This window comes from uncultured Chitinophaga sp. (assembly GCF_937898475.1).
Classification (GTDB): Bacteria; Bacteroidota; Bacteroidia; order Chitinophagales; family Chitinophagaceae; genus Chitinophaga.
This window is the reverse complement of sequence record NZ_CALEJS010000016.1, coordinates 306,855-322,851: the sequence shown is the minus strand read 5'-3', so window position 1 is coordinate 322,851 and position 15,997 is coordinate 306,855. Positions and strand designations below refer to the sequence as shown.

Sequence of the window (15,997 nt, the reverse complement as noted above, 5' to 3'; positions counted from 1 at the left end):
ATGAGCGCAAACAATTGTAATCCTGCCAGTGAAAGGAAACGGCTTAGTTTCTTAGACAGGTATCTTACCCTGTGGATATTCCTTGCAATGGCTATAGGGGTAGGCATCGGTTATTTTGTCCCCGGTACATCTGCCTTTATCAATTCGTTTTCTTCCGGGACAACCAACGTTCCACTGGCAGTGGGCTTAATACTTATGATGTACCCGCCCTTAGCAAAGGTGCGTTACGAGCAAATGGGAAAGGTTTTCAGGAATACGAAGGTATTGGGGGCATCGCTGCTGCTGAACTGGGTGATTGGTCCCGTGCTTATGTTTGTTCTGGCCCTGCTATTTCTACATGGCTATCCTGAATACATGGTGGGGCTTATTTTAATAGGGCTGGCCCGCTGTATTGCAATGGTAATTGTCTGGAACGAGCTGGCAGATGGTAACCGGGAATATGCAGCAGGGTTGGTAGCCCTTAACAGCATATTTCAGGTACTCCTGTACAGTGTTTATGCGTATGTTTTTGTAACGGTATTGCCGCCGTTGTTTGGCTATAAAGGGCTGGCCGTTAATATCACTATTGGGCAAATAGCGGAAAGTGTAGCTATTTACCTGGGTATTCCATTCGCGGCTGGCATAATTAGCCGGTATGTACTTTTGAAATTAAAAGGTGAGCAATGGTATCAGCAAAAATTTGTCCCTTTTATTTCACCCATTACCTTAATAGCGTTACTGTTCACTATTATAGTAATGTTTAGCCTGAAAGGGGAATTGATTGTACAAATACCACTTGACGTGCTGCGCATAGCCCTGCCGCTGGTTATATACTTCACCATCATGTTTTTGGCAAGTTTCTTTATGGGTAAGGCTTTGGGAGCGGATTATTCACAAAATGCCGCCGTTTCCTTTACGGCTGCCGGAAATAATTTCGAACTGGCTATTGCTGTAGCCATCGGTGTGTTCGGCATTAATTCAGGGCAAGCCTTTGCAGGTGTTATTGGGCCGTTGGTGGAAGTACCGGCCCTTATTGCCCTGGTAAATGTGGCTTTCTGGCTGCGCCGGAAATATTATACTCCTAACGAATTACAAAACGCATAAAATTATCAACAACGTATGAAAATTGCATTATTCAGCGATATACACGCCAATTTACCGGCATTGGAAGCATGCCTGCACAGTATAGATGAACAGCAGCCGGATGCGGTTTACTGTTTAGGGGATTTGGTAGGGTATAATATCTGGCCGAACGAGGTTATAAATATTATCAGAAAACGGGGTATCCCTACTATTGCCGGGAACTATGATTTTGGAATTGGTCGAATGAGTGATGATTGCGGCTGCGCCTATAAAACTGAACCGGAGAAAGATATGGGGAAAATATCTATTTCCTACACTAATTCAATCGTTGGGCCTAAAGAAAGGCAATACCTGCGTACCCTGCCTGCGCACATCCGCGTAGAATTTCAATTGAATAATGACAAGTTAAATCTTTTGCTAGTACATGGCAGTCCAAGGAAAATAAATGAATACCTGTTTGAAGATAGGGAGGAAAAAAGCCTTCTGCGGATTATGCAGGATGCGGATGCCGACATTATGTGTTTCGGCCATACGCACAAACCTTATCACCGTGTACTACCTACTGATGCGGAAGCTGGCAGCCATTTGCGCCATGCAATCAATATCGGTTCTGTCGGTAAGCCAAAAGACGGTGAGCCCAAGGGTTGTTATGTTATGCTAACAATCAATGAAAACAGCAGCGTATTAGAGAAAGGTTCTATACAGGTTGATTTCATACGTTTTTCCTATGACGTTGAAAAAGCGGCAAAAGCTGTCGAAGATAGCCCGCTGCCAAATGAATATGCTGAAATGCTTAGGAAAGCATTTTGATATATAATTTCCTTTTAGATGTCCGATTAAATCTATCAACCTATATGCGGTACATCAACACCTCCATGCACACAAAGCTCTGTGAGCAGTTGAAAAATATTGCCACCGTACAGTCGGATTTAATTGACGGCAGGATTATTAATGCTGCCGAAATGAAAGTACGTGTACATGAGTATGTACAGAAAATGGAAGAACTTTATGCGAGTTACTGGATAAAAATCCGGGAGCTTCAACAAATTGCTGAAGAATATCATGAAACACAAAATCAGGCCCGTGTATGCTTGAGGCGGCAGCAATTAAAAGCACTTCCAAAGACAACACCCGGCTTAGATAAGGTGTAATAATGCTGGCGCAAATTGCGCCAGCATTTAAAAGTTGTCGTATTTTATGGCTGGTTGGCCTTATTATAGGCGCTGTCCATAAGTCTTTTTACTGCCTTTCCTTGCTGTATATACAGATAGCTCCATGCCTTTTTAACCTTGTCATTTTCTAACTGCTGCAACTTTATTTCTTTTTGGTTATCGCTCCAATGAATACTGAATTTGTACAAATTGACAATAAACAGCATAATTACCAACATGAGGAACCAACGGCCAAAAACCACTTTGTAGAACAGTTTGGCATCCTGTTCCGGGAAAAGCAAAATTTGGAATTTACGGATTAAATTCTTCGGTTGGGCTGCGGCGGCCAATACCATGTCTGTAATTCCTTTCCTGATAATTTCCTGAAAAGGCTTAGTATCTACCGAAACATTTACTGGCTGTGGACTATTCAATTTTTTCTCGAACCCGCCCATTTTTTCGGTTAGGGTATTAACGGCTGTAACCAGGTCATTCAGGGATTGGGTATTGGATTTCTGTTCTCCCGCAAATTCTTCCAACACCACCTCTAAAGTGTCTTTCTGTATATTGTCTATTTTTTTTACAGTATCCATAATATATTTTTTAATTGAATTAATGCCGCATTTGCTGTGCCTGCTCTTTTTTTCTCCGGCGCTTAATACCAGCTTCTGTTAATTCGTAAGGCAGGTAATTGGAAGTATATACTGGTTCCAAAAGTTGCGAAAGCAGGTTAGTTAATTCCTGTATTACCGGAATAAATGGGGAATGGTCTACATAGGCTGTTTCCCTTACCCGCTGGATTAATTTTTGTGCGGGAGTAAAGGAGCGCTGCTTTTCCTTTTCCTGTCGGATAGTCATTTCGTAACGCTTTTGGTTGGCTTGGGCAGTTTCCAGCTTTTGCTTTACGCTGAGGATCTGTTCTATTTTTGTCAGTGAAAAACCAACTTCGCTGCCTTTCGTTTTTACCTTCTTATCATCAATAAAGGAGATACCCCGGCCCTTTATGACCTTGTATCCCAATGCCTGCATTTTCTGTTCAAATGATTGGTAGCTATTTACCTGCTCCAAAGTTTGCCGAATGTCTGTTCTTAACTTTTCCTTTCGTATATCGTGCCGGGGCAAAAGCCGTTCTTGGGGGGACAAAAAGGCGCGGGGGCTTAGCACTTCCTGTAAATTGTATTGCTTTTCGAGCCTGCGACAAAGGGCGGCCATTCTCTTAAAACTTTTGCTGGTCTTTGCTGCTTTCCCATTATAGCCTACCCGGTTCGCAACGATGTGAATGTGCTGCTCGTTGGTATCTTTATGCAGGATGCAGATATATTGGTTATCTGCCACATTAAAATGGTTGGCGCATTCCCGGCCCATTTCCATTAATTTGTCTTTGGATAACGATTCACCCGGCGCCAACCGAAGGGAGAAATGGAATACCGGTTTTTCCACCCGTTTGCTTAGTTGGGCGACCTCTATGAAATCTCTTGCCAGCTCATACTTATTGCCGAAACACTTATTATAAAAGAGGACTTCTGCCCGGTCTTTGTGCTGCAGGCGATCTTTTTGGGAAAGCTGCTGCTTCTGTTCTTCTGATAATTCCTTTTTATCTTCCAGACAATAACGGAGGCATTCAAAAAAGGAATAACCTGTACCTACATACCCAATCATTGGTAATGAGTTTTAATGCATGTTACTAAATCTTTTATTTCCTTCATCCACACTTTTAAATCCGCCCGTTCCAGCACAGTTAATTCCTCATTGCTGTTACGCTTTTTGGCGATCTGGTTAAAGTTTGCAGCTAGGTGATTTAACGTGCCTTTCATTTCCAGTACATCCGGTGGCAATGATTTTTCCCGCCTGTCAATTTTTCCGGTCATACCTATTTCCCGCAAGTATTCTGAAACAGTAAAGTTGGCGCTTTTCGCCAATGCTTCTATGGTGCGCCGTTCAAAAAGGCTGCACTTAACGGCCAACAATTGGTCTTTTTTTACTGCTTTTGGGGGGCGGCCACCCTTGTTCTTTGTTTGTGCATTCTGCTGCGTCATATCAACCTCCTCTTAATTTTTTGAATGCGATAGCATGAAAAAAATTCCTCACCGAATGCGGTAGCATGAGGTGAGCCAGCCGTTTTGGTTTTACCAAAACATAGCTGGCTACCCGAACGTCAAAGACGCTTTCCCATCCGTGGGCCTATTCTTTGGCTATGGTGGTGGTGAACAAGCCAGTCGTTTAAATCCTTGTGACCCTGGTAAAAATCGCTTCGGTCTATGTACTTGCTCGCGTCCCATTCAAGCGCCTGCCGGGTACGGTTCCTGCCGGCATTATCCCTATCCAAAATCAAATGAACCTGCTTGTATTGCTCCATCAATGGGCGGCACTTTTCAAAGAAAGAAAGGGAATTGAGGACAAGACAGTTTGACAGTGGGGCCTGTTTATTACTGTTGATGGTTTGGAAAGACAGGAAGCTAAAGAAGCCTTCAAAGACAGCAACCTGTTCTGTACGGTTGTCAATAAAAGTAATGTCCTTGGGGGAACTGCTGCCTTTAAAGTATTCGTTGCGCAGCTCATATCCCCCGGCTTTGTTCTGAAAGCCGATAACGGTATGCTGCCTTCCGTACAAAAGAAAATCCACCTCCCGGCAAAATCGGTTGGCAATTTCAAGTGGGATACTTCTTTTTTGCAGGTAGTTCACCAGGGACTGTTCGGCAAGCGGGCGGGTGTCCAGGACAACAATTTTGTTGTCGGGGGTATCTTTCTTTTCACCAGCAAAAAAAGCCGCGCCCTGTCGCCGATCACCGGAGCCGGGGTGCGGGTGAAAAGAAAAAGCTGGGCCGGGTTGGTACTGCGATAGGCGTTGCAGCAGGTCGCTGACCGAACAGTTAAAGTATTGGGTTCCGAAGTCTATCAGGTCACCGCCTTTCCCGGTGCCTTGGTCAAACCAGACATTCAGCCGTCGGTTTACCTTAAAAGATGCCTCTGTTTCCTCCCGGAGTGGGGATAGATACCAATAATCTTGGTTCGTTATCCTTTGGGGATGGTAGCCCAGTGAGGCCAGATAAGCTACCAGATCAATCTGCTTTGTGTCTGCACACATTAATTTTTTCATACACACGTTTTTCAGGTTCACAATCAACTATGTACAATACAAAACGGCCTGCAAACAATTGGCTATCAAATAGCTATGTTTGCAAGCCGTCTTAAATCCATTAAAAATAAGTTCGAAATTTGTACAGGCAGGGCGACAAGACTAAATGTAAAGAAAATTAAAGGCCCGTAAAACACAGTGTTTACGGGCCTTTTCTGTTTTTGTAAGTCAATGTATGGGATCAGGGGATCCATCAAACTGTTAAAGTCTAGTGTTTCATTCATTCTGAATTGATCGTTTCAGAAATAGTTTTATATTTGTTCTGCAATTGTAATTACTATGGCAAGAAGCGTGGAGTTTAACGAAGAAGAAGCTATTCAGAAAGCGATGGTCGTTTTCTGGGAAAAAGGCTATAACGGCGCTTCTCTCCGCGACCTTACAGATGCCATGAAGATTAACAGCAGCAGTCTTTATAATACAATAGGTGATAAACACGAGTTGTTTGTCCGCTGTGTTAAATACTACACCGACACCAGGAAAAAGGACCTGGACCGCAGATTAAAAAGCGCAAGATCTTCTTTTGAAATATTGGTGAAATACATCAACGATTCAGTAGAGTCCATCATCGGCAAAGAAAGCTGCCTGGCCATCAAAACCGCATTCGAGGTAGCTTCCAGCGATAAGCGGGTGAAAGATATTCTTAAAGCAGACAGTGATTACGCTTACCGCTTTTTACACTCCCTGATCTCCAGGGCGATGGAGGAGGGAAAAATAGCAAAGGACGAAGACCCTGAGCTGCTTGCAGATTACTTTATCAGCACCTGGACGGGCTGGAACGAAGCGTATATCCTGCACAAGGATCCTGCTAAGATCAAAAGAATGAGTCAGTACTTTATTAAGCAGATCTCCAAGTAAAATTTTTTTGTCATATTCTGAAACAAGCACTTCAGAATAAACAGGGAACGTATGCTCTATTTTGAAACATATGTTTCAGAAATAATAAACCAAAGAAAATAAACATGCAACATTCACAACAACAGCTCACGAACCTGCAGGGTAAAACGGCCCTTGTAACCGGTGGTACAAAAGGAATAGGCCGTGCCATTGCAGACAAACTGGCGCAGGAAGGCGCCCAGGTAATTGTTACTGCCAGAAACCATCCTGACGATGCCCAATTGCCTCATCACTTCATTGCAGCAGATCTGACTAAATCTGCTGATGTAGACAGACTGTCGCAGGAAATTTCAGATAGATACGGTAAGGTTGATATCCTGATCAACAACGCCGGCGGATTAACAACTCCACCCGGAGGTTTCAGCACCTTAACAGACGAGCATTGGGAAAATGAACTGCAGTTAAACCTGCTTTCTGCCATTCGCCTGGACAGGGCCTTACTACCGGCAATGATTGAACGGAAAAGCGGCGTTATCATTCACATCTCCTCAGTTGCCGCCAGGCAGCCTTTATGGAATCTGAATATGGCCTATGCCGTTTCCAAAGCAGCTTTGAACAGCTATAGCAAATCGCTGGCCACAGAGCTGGCCTCCAAAGGCGTACGCGTATTAACCGTAGCGCCGGGAGCCACTAAAACACCGCCGATGGAGAAATTTATTGCTGACTATGCCGCATCAGCAGGCATATCTCTTGAAGAAGGGTATCAACTCTTGCTTTCGCAGGCTGGCGGCATTCCGATGGGAAGATTAGCCGCGCCGGAAGAAGTAGCATCATTGGTTCATTTCCTGGTATCGCCGGCTGCAGCTTATCTGACCGGGACTGTTTACGCAATTGACGGCGGTTCTTTACCGGTTGTATAATTGTCAGTGGTTGAATTGCGGATAAGCGTTACAGTTATAAAAAAATAAAAGCCTTCAGTACGGGAACCTGAAGGCTTTTATTTAAATTTAAAAGACTTGTTACGTATTATTGCCCAATAACTCCTACCCTGAAAATAATACCGGTATAATATTGCTTTCAAATGAATTTGACCCGCACGCAGAATTTGCACTGGTGACCATTGCGCTGCAACCGGTAAAAGGTATGGAGCAGCAAACAAATGCCGCCAGGCAGACCCCTTAGTCCTGCGGCCGGCTTTGCGCATGCCTGATACGGCTCAGCGTTTCCCTTGATACGCCAAGATAAGACGCTACCATGTGCAAAGGCACCCGCCGGAATATGTCCGGGTAAGCCGTGATGAACTGCTGGTATTTTTCTTCAGAAGTATAGCTGATGTTCATCAGTATCCTGTTCTGGCTGGCGTCCAGGTTATCGGACTTTATTTTTTCTGAGAATGTTTTTAAAGCCGGGATGTTCTCCAGTAATACATCGAAATCTTCCTTTCTCCATTGGATCAGTGTAACATTTTCCAATGCCTCAATGAAGTACCTGGACGGTGTTTGCTTATGATAGCTTTCATGGTCTACACTCCAGGCGTTTTCAGCTGCAAAACGCATGATATATTCCGTGCCGTCATCCTTCAGGCGGTACGTTTTCAGCAGGCCTTTCACAACAAAGGTCTTATACCTGCAAATTTCACCTTCCTGTAGCAGGTATTGTCTTCTGCGCAGTTTTTTTACGGTTGACACCAGGCGCATCTGCCTCAGCTCGTCTTTGGTAAAACCGGCATGAGACGTAATGTAAGCTTCAAATTCCTCAAACATCGGTCAAATATTAAGGCAAATTAAGTCAAATGACCTCAAAAAATTGTGTCAAATCTCCTCGTTTAGGGCGCTGTTCTTACTGAATTTTGTGATGGGAAACGGAGGCCTCCCTTGCCCGGCATGAATTTACCAAAAGAATATCAAAACTATGCGTGTCTTTGTTACAGGCGCTACGGGCTTTATTGGCTCCGCCATTGTCAGGGAATTACTTAGTGCAGGCCACCAGGTGATAGGTTTGGCCCGATCAGCTGCCGCTGCTGAAACACTCACCGCCGCCGGTGTGCAGGTACACCGCGGCGATCTTGAAGATGCCGACAGCCTGCGCAGCGGCGCAGCGATGGCAGATGGGGTGATCCATACGGCCTTTAATCATGACTTCTCAAAATTTGTAGCTAACTGCGAAACAGACCGGCGCGTTATTGAAGCGATGGGAGCTGCTCTTGAGGGCTCTGACCGTCCGCTGGTCATCACATCAGGCACCGCCCTGCTGACTCCGGGCAATCCCGCAACAGAAGCCACCCCGCAAATTGCAGGGCTTCCGCGCGGGGCCTCTGAAGAAGCCGCAAATGCGGTAGCGGCGCGTGGCGTGCGGGTGTCTGTGGTACGTCTCCCGCCATCTGTGCACGGAGAAGGGGATCATGGCTTTGTGCCGATACTGATTGGCATTGCCCGTGAGAAAGGCGTTGCTGCATACGTGGGCGAAGGCCAGAACTGCTGGCCTGCCGTACACCGCCTGGATGCCGCCCGGATTTTCAGACTGGCAGTGGAGAAGGGCAGCGCCGGGGCCAGGTATCACGGTGTAGCCGAAGAGGGAATACCTTTCCGCGAAATTGCAGCGGTAATTGGCCGCCGTTTAAATCTGCCGGTGGTGAGCAAACCGGAGGAAGCAGCTGAGGAACATTTTGGCTGGTTCGCGCATTTTGCAGCGGTGGACAACCGGGTTTCCAGCCGGCAAACCAGGGAACAGCTGGGATGGCAACCCGTGGGACCGGGGCTGCTCGAAGATGTTGATCAGCCTTATTATTTCAAGTCCTGAGCACCAGGCAACCCACTGCATGCAACCAGGTCACATTGCAAAATGCGGCCTGGTTGCCTGTTTTACTGTGCCGCCTGGTTCAGTTTCCGATAGGCTGTTGGGCTCATGCCTTTGTGTTTCTTAAAGGCCCTGTTCAAATGACTCTCGTCTGTAAAATCAAACTCGTAGGCAATTTCATTGATCGTCATGTCACTGTGCAGCAGGCGCGCTTCTACCAAACGCAGTTTGTAGTTTGCTATATAATGCTGCAAAGTTTCTCCTGTTTGTTTCTTAAAATAACGGCCCAGGTAACTAAGCGATATACTGAATTGTTTGCTGAGCATTTCTGCCCGCAGCATTTTGGGATCGAATATGTTTTCCTGTATATAATGCAATATTTCCAGTACGGCCTCTCCCGTATTTTCCTTGATGTTCTTAGGCAGTTTCAGCGCTATGTTCCTTGCTACAACGGTGATGATGGTGTTCACCAGCTCATTGAAACGAAGAAAAAAGAAGGTGGTAGGAACGCTGATGTCAAATGAATAGGCGTCCTGTGGCGTCAGCAGGAAGAGATTTCCCTTGCGGTAGGTGAAGCGGTTATTGTTGACCACCTGTGTACCGGCGCCCTCCATCACGTAAATCAGCTCAAAGAAATTGATCCGTTTCATAGATGCCGGAAAGCGTTGCAGCTCCTTACACTCAATTTCAAAAGGCTGGTATAAATTCTCTTTTCCCATTGTTATAAAAGTACAGAATTAGTGAAAAAATGTACAGGGATGGCGCTGTTGCAGCAGTATAAATTTACGCTGTCAAAAAATTACATTATGAGAAGAACATTCCTTTTTATTGCGGCCATCGTATTGTTTCAATGTGCAGGTGCACAAAGCTCACATAAGGATCTTGCGGGTGTATGGAGCCTGGTAGCTGTAGAGAACATTGACCGTGACGGCGGAAAAACATATCCTTACGGAGCACATCCGGAGGGAATGCTGGTATTTACATCCGGCGGCGAATATGCTATACAGATACTGAAAGCAGGCAGGCCGAAAGTGGCTGCAAAAGACAAGAACAAAGCCACCCCGGAAGAAAACGCGGCCCTGGTGCAAGGGAACAATTCCCATTTTGGCAGCTTTACCGCAGATGAAAAGAAGGGCATCATCCGGTTTAACATTGAACATGCTTTCTATCCCAATTGGGAGGGAACCGTGCAGGAACGCAACTTTGAGCTTAAGCAGGATACACTGAAGTATGTTGTCACACAAACAACGAATGGCGGTACGGTGACCGCTGTAGTGACCTGGAAGCGGAAGCAGTAAATAAATTTTGGAGGAAAGTAGTACCAAACCCCGCTTTACACGACACCTGTATCGTGAAAACCTTTATCCCTTAAAAACCATATACAATGAAAACAAACCAATGGATAAGAACGGGCCTGCTTGCCTGCACGTTTCTTATCACATCCCTACTTTCCTCCGCACAGTTTAAAGTAGTAGGTTATATGCCCTCCTGGTCCGGCGATGTGAATGCGATACAGTACAATAAGCTTACGCATATCAACTACGCCTTCCTGCTGCCAACTACCACCGGCGGTTTTCAGCCGATTGAAAACCCGGCGAAGCTGCAGAACCTTGTTTCCAGGGCGCATGCCAGCGGCGTAAAGGTGCTGATCGCAGTAGGCGGCTGGAACGATGGTAACGATGGCGGCTTTGAATCTACTGCTGCTAACGCCGGCTATCGCAGCGCCTTCGTAACAAATATCATGAATTTCGTAAACCAGTATGGTTTGGATGGTGTGGATATTGACTGGGAATACCCGGACCAGGGGGCATCCGCCAATAACTATGTTGCGCTGATGACGCAACTGGCCAGCGCCCTGCACGCGCAGGGCAAGCTGTTAACAGCAGCTGTAGTGGGTATTAACGGGGAGAGCATTCTTTCTTCTGTGTTCTCCCAGGTGGATTTTCTGAACCTGATGGCCTATGATTTCAACAACTTTGACCACTCTACCTACAACTATGCCTCCCAGTCGCTCTCTTACTGGAAGGGCAGGGGCTTACCCGCCTCCAAGGCTGTATTGGGCGTACCCTTTTATGGCCGTCCCAGCTGGGAAAGCTTTGCAACATTGATAGGAAGAGGCGCTGACCCCTATGCCGACACCTACCAGGGCATAGGCTATAATGGTATTACCACTATCAAGAACAAAACCAACCTGGCCTGGAACCAGGGGGGTGGTATTATGATGTGGGAGCTTTCACAGGATGCATCAGGTACCTACTCCCTGTTGTCTGCCATCCATGAACAGAAGCTTGCCAACGGCGGTGGTGGCGGTGGTAACCAGTCGCCCAGCGTAAGTATTACTTCTCCCGCCGGCAATGCTTCTTTCACACCGCCTGCTACAATTAATATCAGCGCCAATGCATCAGATCCGGACGGTTCTATTGCCAGGGTGGAATTTTATAACGGCAGCACCAAACTGGGTGAAGATAATTCAAGCCCTTATTCTTTTTCCTGGACAAACGTAGCCGCAGGTACCTACAACCTTACGGCAAGAGCGATAGATAACGCTAACGCAAGCACGACGTCTGCAACGGTTACTATTACCGTAGGTACGTCCGGCGGCGGTGGCTGTAATGGCATTGCCGCATGGTCTGCTGCTGCTGTTTATACACAAGGGATGCAGGCGGTATACAACAACAAGGTGTACAGCGCCAAATGGTGGACACAGAACGAACAGCCAGACACTCATGCGGGTGATGGCCAGGTATGGGCTTATGTACGCGACTGTAATGGTGGCGGCGGAGGAGGCAACAATGCGCCCTCAGTGAGCATCACTTCTCCTGCCAGCAACGCCAGCTTCTCCGCTCCGGCCAGTATCAATATCCAGGCGAATGCTACAGACAGCGATGGCAGCATCGCCAAAGTTGAGTTCTTTAATGGTGGCGCCAAACTGGGTGAAACTACCGGTGCGCCCTACAGCTTTACCTGGACCAATGTGGCGGCAGGTACCTACACCCTTACAGCAAAAGCAACGGATAACGCCAACGGCACTACTACCTCTGCTGCAGTAACAGTGGTAGTGAACGGCGGCGGCGGTGGAGGCGGCAATTGCGGTGGTGTAGCCAGCTATGAGCCTTATCCGAAGATCTATAGCAAAGGAGACCGTGTGGTGTATAACGGCGTATTATACGAAAGCCAGTCTGACGCACTGTATAACGTTACCCCTGGTACTGCCGACTGGTGGTGGAAACCGCTGGGCGCCTGCGGCGCGGCAGCAAGAACCGCTTCCGCTACAGCCAGTGTTGAGCAGGCAGCCACTGTGCAAACGCTGAAGGCATATCCCAACCCTGTTACGGGTTCAACAGTACAGCTGCAGCTGAAAACAACGGCTGCTGAAAAGATCTATGTGGACATCTGGGGCCTGAATGGCACCAGCCCCGTATTACATAAAGAATATGTAGCGGGCGCCAAAGGCCAGCAATCTATCAGCATCGACATCAGCCAGCTGCCACCCGGCACCTGGATCATCAAAGCCAGCAACGCTGCAGGTGTACAGAAGGGCAGCGCCAAGATCATACGCATGTAGCATCAACAATAGATAACGCAGGGCTGACCCGTAAGGGCAGCCCTTTTTTTATATTTGATTAAACTTTACGGGCATCCTGGTATCCAATATCGTTAAAATACTCCCTATGAAGGCATTTGTTTCCCTGGTGCTTTTGTTTGCTGCCGGCACCCTGCTTTCCTGCAAAAAGGATCGTGTGGATGAAGATCCTGGTCCGCCTGCAGCGGCTATGTATTTCCCCCCTTTATCGGGCAGCGCCTGGGAAACCAGCAGCGCCGCTTCCCTTGGATGGAAGGAGGCGCAGTTCAATGATCTCTATACCTACCTGGCAGAAAAGCATACCAAGGCATTTCTTATTTTAAAAGACGGCAGGATCGTTCAGGAAAAATACTTCGGCAGCTTTACCGCCGATAGCCTCTGGTACTGGGCCTCTGCCGGGAAGACCATGACCGCTTTCCTTACCGGGATTGCCCAGCAGGAAGGTATGCTGAACATCAATAATAAAACATCCCAATACCTGGGCGCAGGCTGGACTGCTGCTCCACAGGCAAAAGAAGACCTGATCACCATTCGCCACCAGCTCACCATGAGCACCGGCCTGGATGACGGTGTGCCCGATGATTTCTGCACCGCCAAATCCTGTCTCGTTTACAAGGCAGATGCGGGGACAAGATGGGCCTATCACAACGCTCCTTACACGATCCTGGACCAGGTGATCGAAAAGGCCTCCGGACAATCGTTCAACAATTACTTCAATGCAAAGATCCGTAGCCGCATTGGCATGAAAGGCGCCTGGATCAAAGCCGGTTACAATAACATATACTACAGCGATGCCCGCAGCATGGCCCGCTTCGGGCTGCTGATGCTGAATAAGGGTACATGGGACCAGACGGCTATCATGACGGATACCAGCTACTTTAACAGCATGGTGAACAGCTCGCAGCCCATTAACCCCGCTTATGGATACCTGTGCTGGCTGAACGGGAAAGCCAATTATATGCTGCCGCAAACGCAGATCGTATTTAACGGCAACCTGGTGCCCACGGCGCCTGCTGATCTCTATGCGGCACTGGGCAAAAATGATCAGAAACTGTACATCGTGCCTTCACAGCGATTGGTAGTAGTGCGGATGGGGGAATCAGCAGGAAATAGCCGCCTGGCGCTTTCCAGCTTTGATACAGCGCTTTGGGGTAAATTAAGATCCATTATAGGGTATTGATGACCGCGATGGTTATCCCACATTGGGATGCCTGCAGATACGCCAGTAATCCAGTATCACTTTAATCATCTCCTTCATCTCGTTAAACCTGTTACTCTTCTGGAAAAAGCCCTGGACGGTCATATTCGTATAAGCATCATTAACCGTATCCTGGTTAACGGATGTTGAATAAAAGATGAAGGGAATGCTTTTTTTCCGTAGCTGCCTGTCTTCATCTATTTGTTTCTTAAAATCAAGACCGCTTTGCCTTGGCAGGTTAATATCGCTGAAAATAATAAAGGGGGAATCCGTTGTTACTTTCAGGTAATGCCAGGCATCATTGCAGTTACTGAACCAGATGATCCTGTTCGGAAACTGCAGCTCTTCCAGGGCAGCTTCAAATATTTCTTTATCATCAATATCGTCTTCAACAACAATAATAGGCCCTGATTTCATATTGTAGGGGGTTTAATATGCTATAGCGAATAACGTACCATTTCACTAAGTTGTTCAGACTGGTATTGTGCCGGTTATCCCTGTTGGGATAAGCGTGCGATCTTTTGCTGTATCATCTGCCTGTCTGCATTGGTTTTCGCGATAGCAGCCGCCTGTTCATAATGATTTCTGGCTTTGTCATTATCAATACCCGTGTACAGTTCTCCCAGTAGGGTATAGTAGTATTGGTTGCCGGTGAGCTGCAGTTTTTCCGCTGCGGCAATGGCTGCTGTTTTGCCGTTTGCTTTGGAGAGGGCATAGGTTCTGTTCAACGCAGCGATGGGGGAGTACGCTGTTTGCAGCAGGAGATTGTATAGCTGCAGGATGTTTTCCCACTTTTCTTTTGTATCTGCTTTCCGGGTGGCCCAGTAGGCGATGGTGGCTTCGAGATGATAGCGGGAGAACTTGTTGCCCCGGGATGCCTGGTGAAGAAAGTAAGCGCCTTTGGCGATCAGGTCATTGTTCCAGCGGGTTTCATCCTGGTCATCATACAGCACCGGTTCTCCGTTACGGTCTTTCCGGGCTTCAAAACGGGAGGCATGAAAGCACATCAGGGCCAGGAGGGCGTTCACATCCGGCAGGCTGGTCTTTTCATGTTCAATAAGCAGGCAGGCCAGGCGCATGGCTTCCTGGCACAGGTCTTCCCGCAGCACGGTGTCCTGGCTTTCTGAATAATATCCTTCGTTAAAGAGCAGGTAAATGGTAGTGAGCACTGTTGTTAAGCGCTTGCTGATCTCCGCTTCGCCGGGAAAAACGATGCTTACGTTCTCTGTTCTCAGTTTCTCCTTTGCCCTGAAAAGGCGTTTGTTAATGGTTTCCCTGCTGCAGAGAAAAGCGTTCGCTATTTCTTCAATGCCAAAACCGCATAGAATGCGGAGGGCCAGTGCTACCTGCGCTTCTGCGGGGATGGCCGGGTGGCAGACGGCAAAGAGCATCTGCAGCTGGCTGTCGGTAATATGCTGATCAGAAAGGTCAATATCCATCTCTTCTGCCCCGGAGCCGGATTGTTTGATCTGCAGGGCGATCTTCCCTGCAAACAGCTGGTTGCGGCGCAGGTAGTTCAGCGCTTTGTTGCGGGCAACGGCGTACAGCCATGCGCTGGGGTTGGGTGGTACGGATTGGTAGGTCCAGGTTTCCAGCGCGGCTAAAAAGGTTTCACTGGCAATGTCTTCGGCAACCTGTATGTTTTCGATACCGAAGGCTTTACAGAGCACGGAGGTGATCTTACGGAATTCCGTTCTGAACAGGTGTGGTATTAATCCGGTTTGTTCCATATGAGGAAAGTCCTTGCAGTCCCTGTAAAGATACCGGGAATACAAGGACTTTTAAAACGGTTAAGGTCTGGCGTGCCTTCTTACCTCCACACTGTTGCCTTCTCCCTGCAGTACCGGACAGCCCTTTGCAAATTCCACCGCTTCGTCTACAGAATCCGCTTTAACGATAATGTAGCCGCCAAGCGTTTCTTTTATTTCACCGAAGGGGCCGTTGGTGACCACATTGTTATGCCATACCACCCTGGCATCGTCAAAGGGAAGGCCGTTGCCTTCAACAAATTTGTTCTGGGCGGCAATACCACCGATCCAGTCCATTGTCTGTTTCATCCAGATCTGTATCTGTTCAGGCGAAGCTATTTTGGTGCCATCCTGGTGCCTGAAGATCAACATAAATTCATCCATCTTTTTAAGTTTTTAATGTTATTGAATACCCGGGTGTATAATTCAATAACAAATGAAAATTTACAAATAGGACGATAATGGTCAGAAAAAACTTTTGTTTTTTCT

The 15,997-nt window shown here is 47.2% G+C and carries 18 protein-coding genes; 9 read left to right on the top strand and 9 right to left on the bottom strand.

Features of this window, described 5'->3' with window-relative positions; translation table 11 throughout:
* From arsB to Q0577_RS11180, 3 genes are read left to right on the top strand one after another with little or no spacing between them, the layout of a single operon-like run.
* Complete coding sequence (arsB, locus tag Q0577_RS11190; RefSeq protein ID WP_298736114.1) at positions 1-1,083, top strand: ACR3 family arsenite efflux transporter; 1,083 nt, start codon at positions 1-3, stop codon at positions 1,081-1,083.
* Positions 1,084-1,098: 15 nt separating this feature from the next.
* Positions 1,099-1,872 (top strand): metallophosphoesterase family protein, encoded by a 774-nt coding sequence (locus tag Q0577_RS11185; protein WP_298736112.1) that lies wholly within the window; start codon positions 1,099-1,101, stop codon positions 1,870-1,872.
* A 44-nt stretch (positions 1,873-1,916) separates the two neighbouring features.
* Positions 1,917-2,213 carry a hypothetical protein gene (locus tag Q0577_RS11180; protein ID WP_298736109.1) on the top strand — a complete coding sequence of 99 codons (297 nt, stop codon included), beginning with the start codon at positions 1,917-1,919 and terminating at the stop codon, positions 2,211-2,213.
* A 44-nt stretch (positions 2,214-2,257) separates the two neighbouring features.
* Here the strand turns inward: Q0577_RS11180 and Q0577_RS11175 are convergent, their stop codons facing one another.
* From Q0577_RS11175 to Q0577_RS11160, 4 genes are all read right to left on the bottom strand, one after another.
* Positions 2,258-2,806, bottom strand: coding sequence for a hypothetical protein (locus Q0577_RS11175; protein WP_298736106.1), 549 nt, complete (start codon positions 2,804-2,806; stop codon positions 2,258-2,260).
* A 19-nt stretch (positions 2,807-2,825) separates the two neighbouring features.
* Positions 2,826-3,872, bottom strand: coding sequence for a relaxase/mobilization nuclease domain-containing protein (locus Q0577_RS11170; RefSeq protein WP_298736103.1), 1,047 nt, complete (start codon positions 3,870-3,872; stop codon positions 2,826-2,828).
* Complete coding sequence (locus Q0577_RS11165; protein WP_298736101.1) at positions 3,869-4,249, bottom strand: mobilization protein; 381 nt, start codon at positions 4,247-4,249, stop codon at positions 3,869-3,871. Before Q0577_RS11165 ends, Q0577_RS11170 begins: the two co-directional genes overlap by 4 nt.
* Positions 4,250-4,368: 119 nt before the next feature.
* On the bottom strand, positions 4,369-5,310 hold the full coding sequence (locus Q0577_RS11160) for a toprim domain-containing protein (protein ID WP_298736098.1): 942 nt from the start codon (positions 5,308-5,310) through the stop codon (positions 4,369-4,371).
* 318 nt (positions 5,311-5,628) lie between these two features.
* Between Q0577_RS11160 and Q0577_RS11155 the strand changes: the two genes are divergently transcribed.
* Together Q0577_RS11155 and Q0577_RS11150 are read left to right on the top strand one after the other, a co-directional pair.
* The gene (locus Q0577_RS11155; protein WP_298736095.1) at positions 5,629-6,204 is read left to right on the top strand and encodes a TetR/AcrR family transcriptional regulator; all 576 of its coding nucleotides are present in this window, start codon (positions 5,629-5,631) and stop codon (positions 6,202-6,204) included.
* A gap of 104 nt (positions 6,205-6,308) precedes the next feature.
* Complete coding sequence (locus Q0577_RS11150; RefSeq protein ID WP_298736092.1) at positions 6,309-7,103, top strand: SDR family oxidoreductase; 795 nt, start codon at positions 6,309-6,311, stop codon at positions 7,101-7,103.
* A gap of 258 nt (positions 7,104-7,361) precedes the next feature.
* Here Q0577_RS11150 and Q0577_RS11145 read toward each other — a convergent pair whose 3' ends face one another.
* Positions 7,362-7,946, bottom strand: a complete 585-nt coding sequence (locus Q0577_RS11145) for a Crp/Fnr family transcriptional regulator (protein ID WP_298736091.1) — start codon at positions 7,944-7,946, stop codon at positions 7,362-7,364.
* 148 nt (positions 7,947-8,094) lie between these two features.
* Here Q0577_RS11145 and Q0577_RS11140 point away from each other — a divergent pair, with 148 nt between their 5' ends.
* Complete coding sequence (locus Q0577_RS11140; RefSeq protein WP_298736089.1) at positions 8,095-8,982, top strand: SDR family oxidoreductase; 888 nt, start codon at positions 8,095-8,097, stop codon at positions 8,980-8,982.
* Between the two features lie 62 nt (positions 8,983-9,044).
* Here Q0577_RS11140 and Q0577_RS11135 read toward each other — a convergent pair whose 3' ends face one another.
* Positions 9,045-9,698, bottom strand: coding sequence for an AraC family transcriptional regulator (locus tag Q0577_RS11135; protein ID WP_298736087.1), 654 nt, complete (start codon positions 9,696-9,698; stop codon positions 9,045-9,047).
* Between the two features lie 87 nt (positions 9,699-9,785).
* Here Q0577_RS11135 and Q0577_RS11130 point away from each other — a divergent pair, with 87 nt between their 5' ends.
* From Q0577_RS11130 to Q0577_RS11120, 3 genes are all read left to right on the top strand, one after another.
* Positions 9,786-10,277: a lipocalin-like domain-containing protein gene (locus tag Q0577_RS11130; protein WP_298736085.1), complete on the top strand. Its 492-nt coding sequence runs from the start codon at positions 9,786-9,788 to the stop codon at positions 10,275-10,277.
* A gap of 86 nt (positions 10,278-10,363) precedes the next feature.
* Complete coding sequence (locus Q0577_RS11125) at positions 10,364-12,544, top strand: glycosyl hydrolase family 18 protein (protein WP_298736081.1); 2,181 nt, start codon at positions 10,364-10,366, stop codon at positions 12,542-12,544.
* A gap of 106 nt (positions 12,545-12,650) precedes the next feature.
* Positions 12,651-13,742, top strand: a complete 1,092-nt coding sequence (locus Q0577_RS11120) for a serine hydrolase domain-containing protein (protein WP_298736079.1) — start codon at positions 12,651-12,653, stop codon at positions 13,740-13,742.
* A gap of 12 nt (positions 13,743-13,754) precedes the next feature.
* Here the strand turns inward: Q0577_RS11120 and Q0577_RS11115 are convergent, their stop codons facing one another.
* The 3 genes from Q0577_RS11115 to Q0577_RS11105 form a co-directional block, all read right to left on the bottom strand.
* Positions 13,755-14,177: a response regulator gene (locus Q0577_RS11115; protein WP_298736077.1), complete on the bottom strand. Its 423-nt coding sequence runs from the start codon at positions 14,175-14,177 to the stop codon at positions 13,755-13,757.
* A gap of 74 nt (positions 14,178-14,251) precedes the next feature.
* Positions 14,252-15,490: a sigma-70 family RNA polymerase sigma factor gene (locus Q0577_RS11110; RefSeq protein ID WP_298736074.1), complete on the bottom strand. Its 1,239-nt coding sequence runs from the start codon at positions 15,488-15,490 to the stop codon at positions 14,252-14,254.
* 60 nt (positions 15,491-15,550) lie between these two features.
* Positions 15,551-15,892, bottom strand: coding sequence for a YciI family protein (locus Q0577_RS11105; RefSeq protein ID WP_298736071.1), 342 nt, complete (start codon positions 15,890-15,892; stop codon positions 15,551-15,553).
* Positions 15,893-15,997 lie beyond the last annotated feature (105 nt).

What these genes read in the sequence shown, in the direction of transcription:
- Q0577_RS11145 (WP_298736091.1), bottom strand. Translation starts at nt 7,946, where the DNA reads ATGTTTGAGGAATTTGAAGCTTACATTACGTCTCATGCCGGTTTTACC.
- Q0577_RS11130 (WP_298736085.1), top strand. Translation starts at nt 9,786, where the DNA reads ATGAGAAGAACATTCCTTTTTATTGCGGCCATCGTATTGTTTCAATGT.
- Q0577_RS11180 (WP_298736109.1), top strand. Translation starts at nt 1,917, where the DNA reads ATGCGGTACATCAACACCTCCATGCACACAAAGCTCTGTGAGCAGTTG.
- arsB (WP_298736114.1), top strand. Translation starts at nt 1, where the DNA reads ATGAGCGCAAACAATTGTAATCCTGCCAGTGAAAGGAAACGGCTTAGT.
- Q0577_RS11125 (WP_298736081.1), top strand. Translation starts at nt 10,364, where the DNA reads ATGAAAACAAACCAATGGATAAGAACGGGCCTGCTTGCCTGCACGTTT.
- Q0577_RS11165 (WP_298736101.1), bottom strand. Translation starts at nt 4,249, where the DNA reads ATGACGCAGCAGAATGCACAAACAAAGAACAAGGGTGGCCGCCCCCCA.
- Q0577_RS11135 (WP_298736087.1), bottom strand. Translation starts at nt 9,698, where the DNA reads ATGGGAAAAGAGAATTTATACCAGCCTTTTGAAATTGAGTGTAAGGAG.
- Q0577_RS11110 (WP_298736074.1), bottom strand. Translation starts at nt 15,490, where the DNA reads ATGGAACAAACCGGATTAATACCACACCTGTTCAGAACGGAATTCCGT.
- Q0577_RS11150 (WP_298736092.1), top strand. Translation starts at nt 6,309, where the DNA reads ATGCAACATTCACAACAACAGCTCACGAACCTGCAGGGTAAAACGGCC.
- Q0577_RS11115 (WP_298736077.1), bottom strand. Translation starts at nt 14,177, where the DNA reads ATGAAATCAGGGCCTATTATTGTTGTTGAAGACGATATTGATGATAAA.
- Q0577_RS11155 (WP_298736095.1), top strand. Translation starts at nt 5,629, where the DNA reads ATGGCAAGAAGCGTGGAGTTTAACGAAGAAGAAGCTATTCAGAAAGCG.
- Q0577_RS11170 (WP_298736103.1), bottom strand. Translation starts at nt 3,872, where the DNA reads ATGATTGGGTATGTAGGTACAGGTTATTCCTTTTTTGAATGCCTCCGT.
- Q0577_RS11175 (WP_298736106.1), bottom strand. Translation starts at nt 2,806, where the DNA reads ATGGATACTGTAAAAAAAATAGACAATATACAGAAAGACACTTTAGAG.
- Q0577_RS11105 (WP_298736071.1), bottom strand. Translation starts at nt 15,892, where the DNA reads ATGGATGAATTTATGTTGATCTTCAGGCACCAGGATGGCACCAAAATA.
- Q0577_RS11120 (WP_298736079.1), top strand. Translation starts at nt 12,651, where the DNA reads ATGAAGGCATTTGTTTCCCTGGTGCTTTTGTTTGCTGCCGGCACCCTG.
- Q0577_RS11160 (WP_298736098.1), bottom strand. Translation starts at nt 5,310, where the DNA reads ATGAAAAAATTAATGTGTGCAGACACAAAGCAGATTGATCTGGTAGCT.
- Q0577_RS11140 (WP_298736089.1), top strand. Translation starts at nt 8,095, where the DNA reads ATGCGTGTCTTTGTTACAGGCGCTACGGGCTTTATTGGCTCCGCCATT.
- Q0577_RS11185 (WP_298736112.1), top strand. Translation starts at nt 1,099, where the DNA reads ATGAAAATTGCATTATTCAGCGATATACACGCCAATTTACCGGCATTG.